At 71.9% G+C, this 16,108-nt stretch carries 15 protein-coding genes and 1 riboswitch; of the genes, 8 read left to right on the top strand and 7 right to left on the bottom strand.

Translation table 11 applies throughout. The features are described from left to right. The first annotated feature begins 20 nt into the window (after positions 1-20). The 4 genes from ACIBW9_RS09340 to ACIBW9_RS09325 all read left to right on the top strand — a co-directional run bounded on the left by ACIBW9_RS09340 (position 21) and on the right by ACIBW9_RS09325 (position 4,193). Positions 21-425, top strand: coding sequence for a DUF5997 family protein (locus tag ACIBW9_RS09340; RefSeq protein ID WP_398952897.1), 405 nt, complete (start codon positions 21-23; stop codon positions 423-425). Positions 426-616: 191 nt separating this feature from the next. Further along, positions 617-790: riboswitch (cyclic di-AMP (ydaO/yuaA leader) on the top strand. 56 nt (positions 791-846) lie between these two features. Continuing rightward, positions 847-2,244 carry an NlpC/P60 family protein gene (locus tag ACIBW9_RS09335; RefSeq protein ID WP_398952895.1) on the top strand — a complete coding sequence of 466 codons (1,398 nt, stop codon included), beginning with the start codon at positions 847-849 and terminating at the stop codon, positions 2,242-2,244. Positions 2,245-2,435: 191 nt separating this feature from the next. Next, positions 2,436-3,182 carry an SDR family NAD(P)-dependent oxidoreductase gene (locus tag ACIBW9_RS09330; RefSeq protein WP_398953951.1) on the top strand — a complete coding sequence of 249 codons (747 nt, stop codon included), beginning with the start codon at positions 2,436-2,438 and terminating at the stop codon, positions 3,180-3,182. Between the two features lie 228 nt (positions 3,183-3,410). Then, the gene (locus tag ACIBW9_RS09325) at positions 3,411-4,193 is read left to right on the top strand and encodes a response regulator transcription factor (RefSeq protein ID WP_398952893.1); all 783 of its coding nucleotides are present in this window, start codon (positions 3,411-3,413) and stop codon (positions 4,191-4,193) included. A gap of 14 nt (positions 4,194-4,207) precedes the next feature. On the opposite strand, the gene ACIBW9_RS09320 is transcribed toward ACIBW9_RS09325, so the two are convergent. The 4 genes from ACIBW9_RS09320 to ACIBW9_RS09305 all read right to left on the bottom strand — a co-directional run bounded on the left by ACIBW9_RS09320 (position 4,208) and on the right by ACIBW9_RS09305 (position 8,314). Further along, entirely contained in the window at positions 4,208-4,843 is a 636-nt protein-coding gene (locus ACIBW9_RS09320; protein ID WP_398953949.1) for a DinB family protein, read from the bottom strand. A 168-nt stretch (positions 4,844-5,011) separates the two neighbouring features. Further along, positions 5,012-6,565, bottom strand: coding sequence for an MFS transporter (locus ACIBW9_RS09315; protein ID WP_398952891.1), 1,554 nt, complete (start codon positions 6,563-6,565; stop codon positions 5,012-5,014). 136 nt (positions 6,566-6,701) lie between these two features. Further along, positions 6,702-7,631, bottom strand: coding sequence for a carbohydrate kinase family protein (locus ACIBW9_RS09310; protein WP_398952889.1), 930 nt, complete (start codon positions 7,629-7,631; stop codon positions 6,702-6,704). Then, positions 7,628-8,314, bottom strand: coding sequence for a class II aldolase/adducin family protein (locus tag ACIBW9_RS09305; RefSeq protein ID WP_398952887.1), 687 nt, complete (start codon positions 8,312-8,314; stop codon positions 7,628-7,630). Before ACIBW9_RS09305 ends, ACIBW9_RS09310 begins: the two co-directional genes overlap by 4 nt. A 57-nt stretch (positions 8,315-8,371) precedes the next feature. Here ACIBW9_RS09305 and ACIBW9_RS09300 point away from each other — a divergent pair, with 57 nt between their 5' ends. Next, on the top strand, positions 8,372-9,022 hold the full coding sequence (locus ACIBW9_RS09300) for a TetR family transcriptional regulator (RefSeq protein WP_398952885.1): 651 nt from the start codon (positions 8,372-8,374) through the stop codon (positions 9,020-9,022). Positions 9,023-9,052: 30 nt separating this feature from the next. Here the strand turns inward: ACIBW9_RS09300 and ACIBW9_RS09295 are convergent, their stop codons facing one another. Then, the gene (locus ACIBW9_RS09295) at positions 9,053-10,582 is read right to left on the bottom strand and encodes an aldehyde dehydrogenase family protein (RefSeq protein WP_398952883.1); all 1,530 of its coding nucleotides are present in this window, start codon (positions 10,580-10,582) and stop codon (positions 9,053-9,055) included. Positions 10,583-10,661: 79 nt separating this feature from the next. Beyond that, positions 10,662-11,876: an NAD(P)/FAD-dependent oxidoreductase gene (locus ACIBW9_RS09290; protein WP_398952881.1), complete on the bottom strand. Its 1,215-nt coding sequence runs from the start codon at positions 11,874-11,876 to the stop codon at positions 10,662-10,664. A gap of 84 nt (positions 11,877-11,960) precedes the next feature. Here ACIBW9_RS09290 and ACIBW9_RS09285 point away from each other — a divergent pair, with 84 nt between their 5' ends. Both ACIBW9_RS09285 and ACIBW9_RS09280 read left to right on the top strand, forming a co-directional pair. Further along, entirely contained in the window at positions 11,961-12,875 is a 915-nt protein-coding gene (locus tag ACIBW9_RS09285) for a LysR substrate-binding domain-containing protein (protein ID WP_398952879.1), read from the top strand. Between the two features lie 133 nt (positions 12,876-13,008). Next, positions 13,009-13,899, top strand: a complete 891-nt coding sequence (locus ACIBW9_RS09280; RefSeq protein WP_398952877.1) for an ornithine cyclodeaminase family protein — start codon at positions 13,009-13,011, stop codon at positions 13,897-13,899. A 563-nt stretch (positions 13,900-14,462) separates the two neighbouring features. On the opposite strand, the gene ACIBW9_RS09275 is transcribed toward ACIBW9_RS09280, so the two are convergent. Next, positions 14,463-15,059 carry a short chain dehydrogenase gene (locus ACIBW9_RS09275; protein WP_398952875.1) on the bottom strand — a complete coding sequence of 199 codons (597 nt, stop codon included), beginning with the start codon at positions 15,057-15,059 and terminating at the stop codon, positions 14,463-14,465. Positions 15,060-15,129: 70 nt separating this feature from the next. Here ACIBW9_RS09275 and ACIBW9_RS09270 point away from each other — a divergent pair, with 70 nt between their 5' ends. Further along, positions 15,130-15,999: a LysR family transcriptional regulator gene (locus ACIBW9_RS09270; protein WP_398952873.1), complete on the top strand. Its 870-nt coding sequence runs from the start codon at positions 15,130-15,132 to the stop codon at positions 15,997-15,999. Positions 16,000-16,108 lie beyond the last annotated feature (109 nt).

Raw genomic sequence — 16,108 nt, 5'->3', positions numbered from 1 at the left:
TGCTCGATACCCTGGACGGCATGAAGTCGCACCAGAGCACCCAGACGATGAAGCCCGCGACCGCGGCGAAGAAGCTGGGTGTGTACCTCGATGCCACCCCCGCCGAGTTCCGGGAGGGTGTCGTCTCACGAGCCGAGCTCGACCGGCTCCAGTCCGAGCCGCCCGAGTGGCTGCGCGAGCTGCGGGCGAACGGTCCGCACCCCCGTCCGGTGGTCGCGGCGAAGCTGGGCGTCTCCATCGCGGGTCTCGCCCGCGGCGGGATCACCGAGGCGCTCACCACCGAGCAGATCGAGGCCTTGAAGCAGGAACAGCCCGAGTGGCTGCAGAAGGAGCGCGCCACCCAGGCCGAGGTCCGCAAGGAGACGGCGCGCATCAAGAAGCGCAACGCCGAGCGTGAGGCTCGCAGCGAGGGCCCGCGGGCCTGACGGGGACCGTTCGCGACGGACGGTTGCCGTCCGGATCCACTCCGTGCACAACGCACGGATCTGACGGCGCGTCACGACGAAGGTCACAAAAGCGTATCGGACATTCCGGCCTTCAACCTTCACACGAGCCGCACAAGTTGGCTAGCGTGGCTCCAGGCCGCACGAGTTCCTCCGGCGAACCCCGCCGGGACGCGCGGCCTCCGCCGAATCCGGTGCGCCCTCGTGGCAGCCGGAACCGGGGACCCAACCGAACGACGGGGTGAATCGGCCCAACTGCCCGCCAGGCAGGGGCCGTAGGGCATGCCTTCCGGAACCGACCGCCCGAACCCGACAGCTAACTCGGTAGGCGGAGTACGGAAGGAGTACGGCTCCCATGGCGCCGGATCGACCATCGCGCACCGGAGGCTTCGGCCTTCCCGGTATGCGCAATTCCGCTCTCGCGACCGCGGCCCTCACCTCGGTGGCCCTGTTCTCGCAGACCGCCGACGCCGCACCGACCACCGGTGACGAGGGCCCCAGCCGTGAAGCCGTCCGGGAGCGCGTGAGCAGCCTCTACGACCAGGCCGAGTCCGACACCGGGAACTACAACTTCACCCGGGCTCAGCTGCTGGGAGCGCGGCCGCCCGCCGCCCCGCCCCGCGAGCGCGGCCGCTCGGATCCGGCACTGGACTCGGTGTCCCGGCGGTGGTTCGACGGAGCGCGTGCCTCGCTGGGGCCGACGGTTCCCGCGGCGCTGCCGGCCGACCGCAGGCCGGCTCGCCAGGCCGAGCCCCGGCGCCCGGCGGACAGCCGCAGCACCGCCGTGGAGCCGGCGGCGACCGCCCGGCCCGTGGCCGAACTGCCCTCCGCGGAGTCCCGCCGTCCGGTCGCCGAGCTGACCGCCGGCCCCACGGCCACGCTCCCCGCCGTCCCGCAGCCCCGCCAGGAGGCCGCCCCCGCGCTGCCCGCGGCGGCCCCCGAGTCCAGGCAGACCTCCCTGCGCAAGTCCAAGGAGCGGAACCAGCGCAAGATCGCGGCGGCCAGCGAGCTGCTGTACCGGTACACCGCCCGGCAGACCTCCGCGCCACGCCCGGCCGTTGAGACCGTGCCGGCCCAGCTGCCCTGGCAGGACCAGGCTCAGCAGACCCGCCCGGCGGCCGAGGAGGCGTGGCGCATGCAGCCCTCCGTCCTCGACACGGGCCTGCCCCCGGCCGGGGACCGGCTCATGCAGCCCTCCGTCCTCGACACGGGCGTACCCGCGGTCGAGCCGTGGCGCATGCAGCCTTCCGCGCCGGACACGGGTGCACCCGCGACGCAGGAGTGGCGCACGCAGCCTTCCCTGCCGGACACCGGCGTACCCGCGGTGGAGGAATGGCGCGCCCAGCCGTCCATGCCCGACACCGGCATACCCCAGGCCGGGGGTTGGACCGTGCAGGCGTCCGTCCTCGACACGGGTGTGCCCGCCGCCGGTACGCCCACCGCCACCAAGGCCGACAGGGCCATCGACTTCGCCCGTGCACAGATCGGCAGGCCGTGTCTGTGGGGTGCGGTCGGGCCGGAGTCGTACGACAACGCCGGGCTCACCCAGGCCGCCTGGCGGGCCGCCGGGGTCACCCTGCCACGGACCACGTACGAGCAGGCGGGCGCCGGCACGGTGATTCCCCTGTCAGAGAGCCGCCCCGGCGACCTGATCTTCTTCAACGACAACTTCAGCCATGTCGGCCTCTGCACCGGCAACGGCTTGATGATTCACGCGCCTGGCCCGGGCGCCGTCATACGCGAGGACCCGGTCCACTACGCAGGCGAAGCCGCGGTGCGTATCGCCGTACGCCCTGCGTGAGATCAGGAACGCCGGCAGAGGCGTGACACCGACAGCGCGATGAACCACGGGGCCGCCGACGGAAGCCGGCGGCCCCGGCGCTCGTCGGGGATGCGCAGCCGCGACGACACCGGGTACTTGCGGCGGATCCACCCGGAGTACGAGCTCAGGCTGCCTCGGTGGTGAAGGATGGCCCCGTGAGCAACGAGAACATGCAGCGCCTGGCCGGGAAGGTCGTGGTCGTCACCGGGGCCGCCCGGGGCCAGGGGGCCGCCGAGGCGGAGGCGTTGATCCGGGCCGGCGCACGGGTGGTCGCCACCGACGTGCGGCCCGAGGGCGACGTACGCCGCCTGGACGTCAGCAGCGAGAGCGACTGGGCGGCGCTGGCCGGCGAGTTGAAGGAGTCGTACGGCGAGATCCACGGACTGGTCAACAACGCGGGCGTCATCCGGCGCGAGCGGCTGGGTGAGGTGCGACCCGAGGACTTCGCGCAGGTCCAGGCGGTGAACACGACCGGACCACTGCTCGGCATCCAGCACCTGGCCCCGCTGATGCCGCCCGGCTCGTCGATCGTCAACGTCGGCTCGTCCGCCGCGCTCACCGGCTACTACCCGGTGGCGTACACGGCCAGCAAATGGGCCCTGCGCGGGGTGTCGAAGATCGCCGCCATGGAGCTGGGACCGCGGGGCATCCGCGTGAACACCGTCCATCCCGGCTATATCGAGACCGAGATGACGGCCGCCGCCACTCCCGCCTTCCGGGAGGCGACCATCCGCGAGACCCCCCTCGGCCGTAGCGGAAGCGTCGACGACATCGCACCGCTCGTGGTCTTCCTGCTGTCCGACGAGTCGTCGTTCATCACCGGGGCGGAGATCCCGGTGGACGGGGGCCTCACCGCGCACGGTGGCGTCAAGTCGATCTCGGATGCGATGCGTACGAACCCGCCCGTTCCGGAGTGAGCCGTGCCGGGGCCGCCGGTCCCCCGCGCCGGCGGCCCCGGCACGGCGTGGGGGTCCAGGCGTCCCCCCGGCGCCGGGGCTCCCCCTGCTGCGGCTGCCGTGGCGCCGACGTGCTGGAGTATCCGAGAATGTTGTTGTTTCTCGAGGGTGCTCGCATGCAGTCTCGGGCAGTGGACGGCGTCGCCGGTATGGGTACAACTGCGTACGCGGCGGACGAGCGGAGAAGAGGTGGCACAGGTGCCGGGCGGGGCCCACGAACGCATGCTGTCGGTGGCCGTCGCCGCCCTCAACGAGCGTGAGCCGGAGCGGCTGTGGCCGCTGCTGGCGTCCGCCCTGCCCGGCCTGTGCGGCGGCGAGACGCTGATCTACAAGCTCGACGACTGGAACGAGGCCCAGGGCACGGTCGGCCTGCCCTCCGAGGTGGCCGTCGAGTTCGAGAGGCTCGGGGAGGAGGACCTGGGCCTGCTGCGGGCGGGGTTTCCGTTCGCGGACCACTATGCGGGCGGGCCGGACCGGACTCCCCTCACGGCACGCGCGGCGGCCGGCGCCGCATGGTCCGTGAGCCCGACCGCGCGGCTGATCGGCGACATCATGGACGCGGACCACGTACTGGCCGTACCGCTGCCCGAGACGACGACGCCGATCACCGGATGCATGATCTACCGCTCGGGTACGGACTTCACCGACGATCACGTCCGCGTGGCCCGGCAGCTGCAGCCGCTGCTGGCGGCCGTCGAGCAGCAACGGCAGCTCCTGGAGCGCTGGAAGCGGACGGCCGCCCCGGACACCGCCGACGGACCGGCCGCGGACTGTCCTCTCACACCGCGGGAGACGACCGTCCTGCTCCTGCTCTCGGACGCCCTGACGGCGGCCGCGATCGGCCGACGGCTCGGCATCTCGGACCGTACGGTCCACAAGCACATCGAGAAGATCTACCGCAAACTCGGCACCCGCGACCGCATCAGCACGGTCCTGAGGGCCCAGCAGCTGGGGCTGATCCCCATGCCGTGACCCGTGGCGGCCGGTCAGGTCCGGCGCGCGCGGTACAGGTCGCGCAGCAGGGCGATCTCGGCCCCGTGGTGCAGGACTTCCTGGTTGACCCACCACACGATGTCGACGAAAGGGTCTTCCGGGTCGCTGCCGTGCGGATACGTACAGTGGCCGACCTTGTCGAGCGCCGCGTCGCCGCTGCTCAGCAGAGCCCCCCGCCAGGACGTGACACCGGCGTCGAAGGCGGCGACGGCCGCTGCCACGTCCCCGCTGACGAGGTAGTCGTCCCGGGTGAGGCTGTGGGTGCCTGCCGTGTGATCGGCGCGGAGGGTGAGCATCTCGCTGAGGTGGCTCAGCCGCCAGGCGATGGTGGTGAAGGGCGGCGGCCAGGGGTGCGGGTAGGACGCCGCGTCACGTCCCCAGTCCCCGTCCGCGGCGCCGGCCAGCAGGGTGGCGCGAGGCCCGGGCCCGACCGCCCGTCGCCGCACCGACCAGCAGTCCGCCACGGGCTCCCAGAGGTACTCCTCGTCGGTCATGGGGCCGACCTCGGTCTCCGAGCCGTCGCCGCTGTCCATCACCGGCCCGGTCAGCCTGGCGGCCAGACGCTCACAGGCGAAGTCGAACTGCTCGAGCAACGGACCCAGACGAGATGCGGTCACCGACACTCCCATGGCGGACTCGTGGACGTACGGCGCAGTCATGAACCGACCGGCCAGCCTGGCACAACCGGCGAACAGCCGCCTCTCCTTTTCTGAGGCCGGGACTCCGGGGACAGTTGCCAGTACACGGCCGTGGACCTCGCGGGCCATCAGTGGACGGTCTCGGTCGGCTGAGGAGTGTCAGCCCGGCGGGGGTCCCATCCCGCCCTTGAGCCGTTCCAGGTCGGAGGGGCGGACCTGGATGACGAGCAGGGCGATCAGGGCGGCGAGGACAGCGAAGATCGCTGCCATGATGAAGGCCGCCGAGATCCCGGACGTGAGCACGTGGTCGGACCAGGGGCTCGGGAGCTGCCCGGTGTGCTTGAAGCGCAGGCGTTCGGCCGGGGTGGCCCGCGCCAGGAAGCGCGGGATCTGCTTGTGGGCCTCGTTGGTGCTGGCCGTGCCGAACATGGTGACCAGGATGGACAGACCGAGAGAACCGCCCACCTGCTGCGTGGCGTTGAGCAGCCCGGAGGCCGCTCCGGTCTCCTCGACGGAGACGTTCGACAGTGCCATGAGGGTGAGCGAGACGAACTCCATGCCCATGCCCAGGCTGAAGACGAGGATCGGGCCGAGAATGCTGCCCGCATAGGTGGAGTGGACGTCGGTCAGGGTCAGCCAGGCCAGGCCGGCCGCCGCGAGGATCGCTCCCACCACCATGAACGGCTTGGGGCCGAAGGTGGGCAGGAACCGCGAGGCCAGCCCGGCACCGAAGGCGATGACCGCACTGACCGGAAGGAAGGCGAACCCGGTGGCCAGTGGGCTGAAGCCCAGCACGTTCTGCACGAAGAGCGTGAGGAAGAAGAACATGCCGAAGATCGCGGCGGCGAGGCTGAGCATGATGCCGTAGGTGCCGGCGCGATTGCGGTCGGCGAACATGTGCAGCGGTGTGATCGGCTGACTGGAACGCCGCTCGATCAGGATGAACGCCGTGAGGACGACGACGGCCGCACAGAACGAGGCCAGCGTGAGCGCGTCCCGCCAGCCGTCCTGCGCCGCTCTGATGAAGCCGTACACCAGCAGCACCATGCCCAGCGTGGACGTCAGCGCGCCGGCGAGATCGAAGTGGCCCGGGTGGCGTTCGGACTCCTTGATCCAGCGTGGCGTGGCGAGGGCAATGAGCACCGCGATGGGGACGTTCACGAAGAGCACCCAGCGCCAGTTCAGCCACTCGACGATGACCCCGCCCGCGAGCAGCCCGATGGCACCGCCGCCCGCCGAGACCCCGGCGAACACCCCGAAGGCCCGGTTGCGTTCCGGGCCCTCGCGGAAGGTCGTGCTGATCAGGGCGAGGGCCGTCGGGGACGCGATGGCACCGCCGACACCCTGGAGTGCGCGTGCGGCGAGGAGCTGGCCGGAGTTCTGGGCGAGCCCGCCCAGCAGGGAGGCGAGCGCGAACAGCAGCACCCCGAAGACGAACATGCGCCGCCTGCCGAGGATGTCGCCGGTGCGGCCGCCGAGCAGCAGCAGGCCGCCGAAGGTCAGGGTGTAGGCGTTGACCACCCAGGACAGGCTGGTGGTGGAGAAGTCCAGCGCGGTCTGGATGTGCGGCAGCGCGATGTTCACGATGGTGATGTCCAGGACCACCATCAGCTGGCAGGACGCGATGACCAGCAGCGCCATGCCGTTTCCGCCGCCGCCCGGTTCGCGGGTGGCGGCCTGTGATGCGGAGGTCGGCTGGGGGCTGCTGCTCATGGCGTGTCGCACTCGGCGTCAGTGAACGGTTCCGTCCACTGGGGCGTCTACCGTTCGACCGTACGCCCCTGTCGTGACCGTCACCACTTGATTGACTCGGTGACGGTTTACACCGGTTCACCAGGAGTCGAGCGACTCACGGGCGGGTTTTGTGGGTCATGGCGAACTCGTCGGCCTCCGGCAGGTCGAACTCCCCGTGGTCGCTGCCCAGCCCCTGCGCCACCAGTGCGGCCGCGGCGCTGCCCAGCACGGCGGCCTCGCGCGGGGTGCGGCCGAGGCCGATGCCCCGCAGGAAACCGGCCGAGAACGCGTCGCCGCAGCCGGTGGTGTCGACGACGTCGACCTCGAAGGCGGGGACCCTTTCCGTGCCCTCCGCGGTCACCAGGAGCGCGCCGTCGCCGCCGCGGGTGACGGCGACGAGACCGGCCCCGGCGGCGAGGAGTTTCTTCGCGCCGGTCACGAGGTCCTGCTCCTCGCTGAAGCCGAGGACCTGGTCGTCGTTGGGGAGCAGATGGTCGACGTGCGGGAGCAGCGGTTCGATCTGGTCGAAGGTGCCCAGCTCGCCGGGGGCGAGGAGGTCCACCGAGGTGACCACGCCGTGCTCCTTGGCGTGCGCCAGGATGCGCGCGGCGACGTCGGCGCCGATCAGCTCGGGGCCGCCCAGGTGGAGGTGGGTCGCCTCGGCCACCGCGTCCCAGGGCACGTCGTCGAGGCCGTAGGTGATGTTGGCGCCGAGCAGATGGAGTGAGGGGCGGTCGCCGTTCGGGCGGATGGGCAGGACACTCGCGGAGGTCGAGGTGTCGGTGCGGCGTACGAGCAGCCCGGTGTCGATGCCCGCCCTGTCGAGGAGTTGCACGAGCATGTCGCCGGTCGGGTCGTTGCCGATCGCACCGGCGGTGCGGACCTCGGCGCCCAGCTTGGCGAGCGTGAGGGCGGTGCCGCCGGCCGTACCGGCGGCGGTCATCCGGATGTCGTCGACGAGGGTCGCGCCCTGGCCCTCGGGTATCTCCTCCACCGGCCGTACCAGTACGTCCAGCACGTGCACGCCCATCGTGACGACCTTCATCGCTCTTCCTCCTGCGCGGGTGGTACGGGGTGGGTGGTGCCGTAGTTGCGGGCGATGGCAGCCTCGATGACCGCGAGCTGCTGCTGTTCGTCGAGGACGCGCGGTGGTCCGAGCGCGGCCGCGTGCTGGTAGACACCGCAGGCCCACTCCAGCAGCAGGGCGTGCTCGACAGCCTTGTCGAGGGTGGGCGCGTGGGTGAGTGCACCGTGGTTGGCCATCAGGGCGGCGCTGCGGCCCTCCAGCGCGGCGAGCACCGACCCGGCCAGCTCGGGGGTGCCGAAGGTGGCGTACGGCGCGACCCGGACGGTGCCGCCGAGAGCCAGCAACTGGTAGTGGACACAGGGCAGTTCGTCGAGGACCAGGGAGAGGGCGGTGGCCATCGGGGCGTGGGTGTGGACGACCGCGCCGGACCCATAGCGCCGGTAGACGCCGAGGTGGAGGTCGAGTTCCGAGGTGGGCTCCAGGGTTCCGGACACGATCCTGCCGTCCAGGTCGACCACCGTCACCTGGTCCGCGGTGAGTCGGGCGAGCACCGCCCCCGTCGCGGTGATCGCGACCTGCTCCCCCACCCGCACGCTCACGTTCCCGGCCGTACCGATGAGCAGGCCCTCGGCCCCCAGCCGGCGGCAGGCGTCCGCCACGGCGGCCCGCTCCCGCCCGAGCGCCGCGCTTGAGTCGGTCATGTGCGGGACCGTAACCTAAACATGAAACAAAGTCACGTTCAGGTTCGGAGGTTGTTCGTGGGTGAGCCGACCACGCAGGTCAGCGGGGCCGCTTCCCTGCGCCGTACCCCTCAACAGGCGCGCAGCAAGGCACGGTTGGCGCGGGTCCTGGAGGCCGCCGAGCGTGTCCTGATCGGTGAGGGGGTCGAGGAGCTGACGACAACCCGGGTCGCCGCGGAGGCCAAGGTGTCGGTCGGCTCGCTGTATCAGTACCTGCCCGACCGCGACGCGATCATCGACGCCCTGGCGGCCGGATACTTCGCGAAACTGGAGGCCGCCATGGACGGCCTCGCGCAGGCCGCGGCGGCGGAGCGCTGGGAGGACCCGGTGGGCGTGCTGATCGACGCGTTCGCCGCGATCTACCGCACCGAGCACGGCTTCCGGGCCCTGTGGTTCGGCAGCGGCCTGACCGAGCGGACCCGCGCCGCGGACCGCGCGCACAAATCCCGTATGGCCGACGGAATCCGCCGCGTCCTGCTCGCGCTCGACCTGGCCCACGACCACGAGACGCTCGCCCGCGCCTGCCACGCCGCGGTCCTCACGGCCGACGCGCTGGCGCAGGAGGCGTTCCGGCGGGACGCCGAGGGGGACGCGGAACTCCTCGACGAGGCCAAGGTCATGCTGCGCGGCTATCTGGCGGACGTCACCGCGCGCCCTCGGCCCCGATGACCGCGTGGGACTGTGCCCGCCAACCGGCCCCTAGAGGAAGCTGACGTTCTGGGCCAGGGCGAGTCGGCCGGAGTAGTTGATGGTGTTGGTGGCCGGGCGCATGTACGCGCGCCAGGCGTCGGAGCCCGACTCGCGGCCACCGCCCGTCTCCTTCTCCCCGCCGAACGCGCCGCCGATCTCGGCGCCGGAGGTGCCGATGTTGACGTTGGCGATGCCGCAGTCGGAGCCCTCGGCGGAGAGGAAAAGCTCTGCTTCCTGCTGGTCGCGGGTGAAGATGCTGGAGGACAGGCCCTGCGGGACGTCGTTGTGCAGGGCGATGGCCTCCTCCAGCGTGTCGTAGGTCAGGACGTAGAGGATCGGCGCGAAGGTCTCCTCCCGTACGACGTCGGTCTGTTCGTCGACGCGGACGATGACCGGTTCGACGTAGGCGGCGCGGGGCGCGGCGTCGGCCAGGCGGCGCTCACCGCCGGCCAGGAGCTTGCCGCCCTGGGCCTGGGCGCGGGTGACGGCGTCCTGCATGCCGTCGAGGGCCCTGGTGGAGATGAGCGGTCCGACGAGGGTGTCCTCGTCGAAGGGGTTCCCGATGGGGAGCCTGGCGTAGGCGGCCGTGAGCCGTGCGACGAGCGTGTCGGCGATGTCGCGGTGCACGATCAGGCGGCGCAGCGTCGTACAGCGCTGTCCCGCGGTGCCGGCCGCGGCGAAGACGATGCCCTGCACGGCGAGGTCGAGGTCGGCCGAGGGAGCGACGATCGCCGCGTTGTTGCCGCCGAGCTCCAGCAGGCTGCGGCCGAAGCGGGCAGCGACACGGGGGCCGACCTCGCGGCCCATGCGGGTGGAGCCGGTGGCGCTGACGAGGGCGACGCGCGGGTCGTCGACGAGCCGTTCGCCGACGGTGCGGTCGCCGAGCAGGAGGCGGTGTACGTCCGCGGGCGCGCCGGTGTCCTCGGCGGCCTGGGCCAGCAGCCGGTCGCAGGCGAGGGAGATCAGCGGGGTGAGCTCGGACGGCTTCCAGATCACCGTGTCGCCGCAGGCCAGGGCCACGGCGGTGTTCCAGGACCACACGGCGGCCGGGAAGTTGAACGCGGAGATCACGCCGACGACACCCAGCGGGTGCCAGGTCTCGGCCAGGCGGTGGCCGGGGCGCTCGGAGGCGATCGTGCGGCCGTAGAGCTGGCGGGAGAGGCCGACGGCGAAGTCGCAGATGTCGATCATCTCCTGGACCTCGCCGAGCGCCTCGGAGCGGATCTTGCCTGCCTCGATGGTGATGAGGTCCGCCAGGTCGCTCTTGTGCGCGCGCAGCAACTCGCCCAGTCGGCGCACCAGTTCACCGCGGCGCGGAGCCGGGGTGGTTCGCCAGGCGAGGAAGGCCTCCCGGGTGGCCTTGACGGCCTCCTCGGTGTCGGCGGCGGTGGCGGCCGTGAGGCCGAAGAGGTCCTCGCCGGTGATCGGCGTACGTGCCGGGAAGTCGGCGCCTTCGGGGACGGCGACGCCGATGCGCTCCAGGCTCGTACGGGCGCGGGTGCGCAGGTCCTCGGTGCTGGGCAGGGTCGTGCTCGTCATGGTGCTTCCTCCGGGTTCGGCAGGCGGGAAAAGGGGCGGTCGGGGCCGACAGGCACGCACCGCACGGGCTTCGGCAGGTTCACACCACGTGGGCTTCCGGGCGGATCTCGGCCCCCGAGCGGAAGCGGTCGGCGCTGAGCGGGGAGATGTCGACGAAGGGTTCACGGTCGAGGTGGAGGTCGCGCAGGACCTCTCCGACGGCGGGCGCCTGGAGGAAGCCATGCCCCGAAAACCCGGTGGCGTAGAGGAAGTTGACGAGTTCGCCGGAGCGTCCGATGAGAGCGTTGTGGTCGGGGGTGACCTCGTAGAGGCCGGCCCAGCCGCCGACCGTCCTCATGCCGGCCAGTTCGGGGGCCCGCGTGCGTACGGCGTCCCGGAACAGTTCGAGCCACTCCGGGGTCCAGGTGGTGTCGAAGCCGTCGGGCTGGCGGGGGTCGGCGAGGCCGAACAGCAGGCCGTCGTCGCTGTTGTGGAAGTAGGCCGACGAGGCGAAGTCGATGGTGAAGGGGATGCGCGGCGGCGCAGGCACGAGCGGTTCGGTGAAGGCGAGTTGGCGGCGCACCGGCCGGACCGGGAGGTCGATGCCGACCATGTCGCCGATCAGACCGGACCAGGCGCCCGCCGTACAGATGACGGTGTTGCAGTCGATGCTGCCGTGGTCGGTGTGGACCGCGGTGACGCGCTCCCCCGCGGTGTCGATGCCGGTCACGGTGGTGCGGGTGGCGAAGGTGGCGCCGGCCCGGGCGGCGGCGTCGGCGTATCCCTTCACGACCAGCACGGGGCGGGCATGGCCGTCGGCGGGCGAGTAGGCGGCGGCCACCAGCCCCTCGGTGCTGACGTAGGGGCAGAGGCGTCGGGCCTCGTCCGGGGTGATCATGCGGGTGGGGACGCCGAGGGCGTTCTGGGTCCTGACGCCGGCTTCGAAGTCCGTGGTCTGTTGGTCGGTGGTGAGCAGGAAGAGGTAGCCGACGGTGTCCAGGCGGATGTCGGCGCCGGGGCGGTGCGGGAAGTCCGCGTAGGCGCGCAGGCTCCGGCTGCCCAGCTCGATGTTGAGCGGGTCGGAGAACTGGGCGCGCACGCCACCGATCGGCTTGCCCGAGCTGCCGCACGCCAGGTCGCCGCGCTCGAGGACGACGATGTCGGTCACCCCTGCTTCGGCGAGGTGGAAGGCGGCGCTGGCACCCATCACGCCCCCGCCGATGATCACGACGTCGGCTGACGGCGGAACGGAGCGGAAGGCGGATGTGGAGGACAAGGGGCCGTCCCTTCCGGAGGCCGCGCCGGGCCGGGGCATCGGGCTTTCTGGCCGTCATCGTGACGCACCCCGACCTTTGACGTCCATGAACAGTTACTGCGCCCGATCTATTAGTGTTCCTATATGGACTGGACGAGCTCCCAGCTGCGTTCGCTCGTGGAGCTGACCAGGCGCGGAACGATCACCGCGGTGGCTCGGGCGCTGGGGTACACGCCCGGCGGGGTCTCGCAGCAGATCGCCGCGCTGGAGAAGGCCACCGGCATGGAGCTGCTGCAGCGGGTGGGGCGGCGGGTGGAGCTGACCGACGCCGGGATGACGCTGGCCCGGCATGCCGAGCGGATCCTGTCCACGGAGGCCGAGGCGGTCGAGGCGCTGGAGCGCAGCCGGGGCGAGGTCTCCGGGGTGCTGGTGGTGGGGCTGTTCGCCACGGCCGCCGCCGAGATCCTGCCGCCGGCGCTGCTGCGGGTGCGCGAGGCGCATCCCGGGCTCGCCGTGCACAGCTGCGACATGGACGTGGACGAGGTGTACGACGCCGTCGCCTCCGGTGCGGTGGACCTGGCGCTCGGCCTGGACTACCCGGACGTGCCCATCCCGCGCGATCCGGCGCTGCGGGTGATGCAGCTGGACCGGGAGCGGTTCTCCCTGGCGGTGCCCACCGGGTGGCTGGCGGGCCGCGAGGAGATCGCCCTCGCCGAGACGCAGAACCTGGGCTGGATCCTGCCGTCCCCCGACAGCTACTACGGCCGGGCCGTGCGCACCGTCTGCCGGCGGGCCGGCATCGAACCCGACGTCCAGCACGAGGTGACCGACACGGCGGCCACGCTGGCGCTGGTCGAGGCGGGCATCGGGATCAGCACGGTGACGGAGCTGATGCTCAGGCTGCGCGCCTCCCGCTTCGATGTGGTGCGGCTGCGTGAGAGGGTCGAGCGGCACATCGTCGTGGTGTTCCGCTCCGCCGCCGAGCACCGCCCGACGGTGGCCGCACTGGTCGACGTGCTGCGGGTGGTGGCGGGGACGCGGCGCGGTGCGACGACGTAGCACGGGCAGCAGCGACGGCGCGTGCCGGGGCCGGCGTCGGATGATCTTCTGGCCCTTGTGGGTGCGCCTGTCCGGCCCGCATCGTGGCAGGAACCGGTCGGAGTTGACCGGTGGGCGAGGAGGGGCTCGAGCCGTGATCACCGTTCTGGAGGGTGCGCCGCCCATGGAGGCGGCCATCGGCGCGCTGCGTGCAAGCCTGCTCGGCGGGCTCGATCCGGAGGCCGGTCCGCCGCGTTCGGGCGTCCCGTTGCCACACGGTGAGCTGCTGCTCATGCCCGCGCACTGGGGCTCGTACGCAGGAGTCAAGGTGGTGACCGTGGCACCGGACAACCCGGCGCGCGAACTGCCGCGGATCCAGGGCAACTACCTGCTCCTGGACAGCGAGACCCTCACCCCGCTGGCCCTGCTGGACGGCATCGCGCTCACCGACGTACGGACCGCCGCGGTGTCCGCCCTCGCCGCCGACGTGCTCGCCGAGCCGGACGCGAGCCGACTGGTGCTGTTCGGGACGGGGCCGCAGGCACGGTCGCATGTCGAGGCCCTGCGGTGCGTCCGGCCGGTCCGGGACGTCGTGGTCATCGGTCGCGACGCCGAGCGCACCCGCGCGTTCGCCGACGACATCAAGGCGCGAGTCGGCAGTGCGGACGATGTCGCGGACGCGGACGTCGTGGCCTGCTGCACCACCGCGCGCACCCCGCTGTTCGACGGCTCGCTGCTGCCGCCGCACGCGACCGTGGTGGCCGTCGGATCGCACGAGCCGGACGCCCGGGAGGTCGACGAGACCGCTGTCGGGCGTTCGACGGTGGTGGTGGAGGCGGTCTCGGCGGCGCTGCGTGAGGCGGGCGACATCGTGCTGGCCGTGCAGGCAGGGACGCTCGATCCCGGCACGCTGGTCGGTCTGGCCGATCTCGTTCGGGGCACGGCTCAACTCCCTTCCGACCGCCCGCGGTTCTTCAAGAGCGTGGGCATGGCCTGGCAGGACCTGGTGGTCGCGGCGGCCCACTTCGAGGCGGGGCGGGCCTGACGGCGACGGTCCGGTGCCGTGGCCCGCGGAGACTGCGGCGAAGTCACCGGTGACACCGGGCGCAGAGCGAGCGCGCGAGGCGGGCGGTCGGCGCCGGTGCGAGCTCGGCGTCGCGGGCAGCGAGGCCGCCCGGCGCTTCACGGAGTCGGCGCCACCGTTGTCGCGCACCCACCGCGAACGGCGCCCTGTCCGACCCGAACGGTCTCGACGTCGAGGACCTCCTGGCCGCGACCGAGCAGCGCGGCACCCCCTCTCGCCGCCCGCGCCGTCCGGTGCTGAACTCACTGTGGGCTGCGAGGTGCTGAGGCCTGCCGCATCGCGGGACGCCATCGACGGCACCACGGCGCACGAGATCAAGGCGAGCTCACCGTGGAGGGCGCCGAGCTGCCTACTGCTCCGGCGGCCCAGGCGTCCTCGCCGTCTTCTCCGTCTTCGCCGTCTTCTCCGTCTTCGCCGTCTTCGAGGCGATTTCCCCGCCCGCCGCGGACCGCGCCCCGGCCCAGGAGCGCGTCCGTACGGCGATGCGGAGCGAAAGGCACCTGTCCAGGACAGGACTCAGCTCCCTACAGGGCGTAGATCTGCCCGGTCTGCGCGCCCTCGACGGACCGGACGTACGCCTGCGTGACGTCGGCGAGATCGACCGGTGGCATGCCCGGGAAGTAGTCGCCGTACTTGGCGAGGCTCTCGGTGAAGACCGTCGGGCTGATCGCGTTGATGCGCTGCGGGGCGATCTCGATGGCGGCGGCCCGGACGAACGCCTCCAGCGCCCCGTTGGCCATGGAGGCCGCGCTGCCCGTGGGGATGGGCTCGCGGGCCAGCACGCCGGTGATGAGGGTGAAGGAGCCGCGCTCGGCGATCCTGGGGATGCCCTGGCGCACCAGGTCGATCTGGCTGAGCACCTTGCCGTGGAAGGCGGCCAGATAGTCCTCGGGGGTCAGCTCGGTGACCGGCTTGTACGGCACGTGTCCGGCGGCGCTGACCACGGCGTCCACCCGTCCGGCACGGTCGTAGACCTCGGTGACCTGCGCGGGGTCGGTGATGTCGTGACGCAGATCGCCGCCGCTGCGTCCCACGGTGAGGACTTCGTGGCCGCGGGCGTCGAGTGTCTTGTGGAGGGCCGCGCCGAGCGTGCCGGTGGCGCCGATGAGCAGAATCTTCATGCCTGCGACGTTAGGCCCGGCTCCCCGCGGGAGGGAAATAGCTTCTGGGGAGCACTTATGCTTCAGAGTTATGAATGTGGAGCTACGGCATCTGCGGGCGCTCACCGCGATCGGCGACGAGGGCACCATCACCGGCGCGGCGGCCGTGCTCCACATCAGCCAGCCCGCGCTCTCGCGCACCCTTGAGCAACTGGAGAGCCGGGTCGGCGTGCGGCTGGTGGCACGCACCACCCGTACCCTTTCCCTCACGGACGCCGGTCAACAGCTGTACGGCAGAGCTCATGTGATCCTTCGTCAGCTGGACGACGCGCTGACGGAGGCCGCGGCCGGGGTGCGGCCGCTGCGGATCGGTTTCGCATGGGCGGCGCTCGGCGACCTGACCGTGCCGCTGCTGCGCACCTGGCGGGAGGCGCATCCCGCAACCCCGGTGCAGGTGTACCGGCGCGACGATCCGGAGGTGGCGCTGCGCCGCGGGGAGATCGACGCGGCACTGGTGCGCACCGCGCCCGCGCCCGGCGCCGGGCTGGAGGTCCGGTCGCTGTACCGGGAGCGGCGCATGGCCGCCGTACCCGACGGCGACCCGCTGGCCACGCGTCCGTCGGTGCGGCTGACGGATCTCGCCGACCGGGCAGTGGTGCTGTGCGCGACCGCCGCGACCACCGCCGAGCTGTGGCCCGAGGGGCGGCGGCCCCGGACGTTCGAGGTGGCCAACGTCGACGAGTGGCTCACCGTGATCGCAACCGGGGAGGCGGTCGGCGTCACCGCGGAGGCCACCGAGCAGAGCCATCCGCACCCAGGGGTCCGCTATCTCCCCCTGGCGGACGTACCGCCCGTGACGGTCCGCATGGCCTGGCCGCGCACGCCGACACACCCGGCAACGCTCGCCCTTCTCGGCCATGTGCAGTCCATGACTTCGGAGCTGTGCATGACCTGTACATGACCTGTGTGTCGTGCGATGTTTGCCCAGCGAGGTCCGACGTTCGTCTGGGCTTCACGCAGTACCGGCCTGAGGCTCCTATGGTTGCGGCGCCGCCTCCCCCCGCACGTGC

Source organism: Streptomyces sp. NPDC049541 (genome assembly GCF_044465725.1).
In the GTDB taxonomy this organism is placed as follows: Bacteria; Actinomycetota; Actinomycetes; order Streptomycetales; family Streptomycetaceae; genus Streptomyces.
Note: the sequence above shows the minus strand (reverse complement) of the source record. Positions and strands in the feature narration are given on the sequence as shown.

Coding starts and splice junctions, on each gene's coding strand:
- ACIBW9_RS09340 (WP_398952897.1), top strand. CDS start 21: ATGAAGTCGCACCAGAGCACCCAGACGATGAAGCCCGCGACCGCGGCG.
- ACIBW9_RS09335 (WP_398952895.1), top strand. CDS start 847: ATGCGCAATTCCGCTCTCGCGACCGCGGCCCTCACCTCGGTGGCCCTG.
- ACIBW9_RS09330 (WP_398953951.1), top strand. CDS start 2,436: ATGCAGCGCCTGGCCGGGAAGGTCGTGGTCGTCACCGGGGCCGCCCGG.
- ACIBW9_RS09320 (WP_398953949.1), bottom strand. CDS start 4,843: ATGGGAGTGTCGGTGACCGCATCTCGTCTGGGTCCGTTGCTCGAGCAG.
- ACIBW9_RS09315 (WP_398952891.1), bottom strand. CDS start 6,565: ATGAGCAGCAGCCCCCAGCCGACCTCCGCATCACAGGCCGCCACCCGC.
- ACIBW9_RS09310 (WP_398952889.1), bottom strand. CDS start 7,631: ATGAAGGTCGTCACGATGGGCGTGCACGTGCTGGACGTACTGGTACGG.
- ACIBW9_RS09305 (WP_398952887.1), bottom strand. CDS start 8,314: ATGACCGACTCAAGCGCGGCGCTCGGGCGGGAGCGGGCCGCCGTGGCG.
- ACIBW9_RS09295 (WP_398952883.1), bottom strand. CDS start 10,582: ATGACGAGCACGACCCTGCCCAGCACCGAGGACCTGCGCACCCGCGCC.
- ACIBW9_RS09290 (WP_398952881.1), bottom strand. CDS start 11,876: ATGCCCCGGCCCGGCGCGGCCTCCGGAAGGGACGGCCCCTTGTCCTCC.
- ACIBW9_RS09285 (WP_398952879.1), top strand. CDS start 11,961: ATGGACTGGACGAGCTCCCAGCTGCGTTCGCTCGTGGAGCTGACCAGG.
- ACIBW9_RS09275 (WP_398952875.1), bottom strand. CDS start 15,059: ATGAAGATTCTGCTCATCGGCGCCACCGGCACGCTCGGCGCGGCCCTC.
- ACIBW9_RS09270 (WP_398952873.1), top strand. CDS start 15,130: ATGAATGTGGAGCTACGGCATCTGCGGGCGCTCACCGCGATCGGCGAC.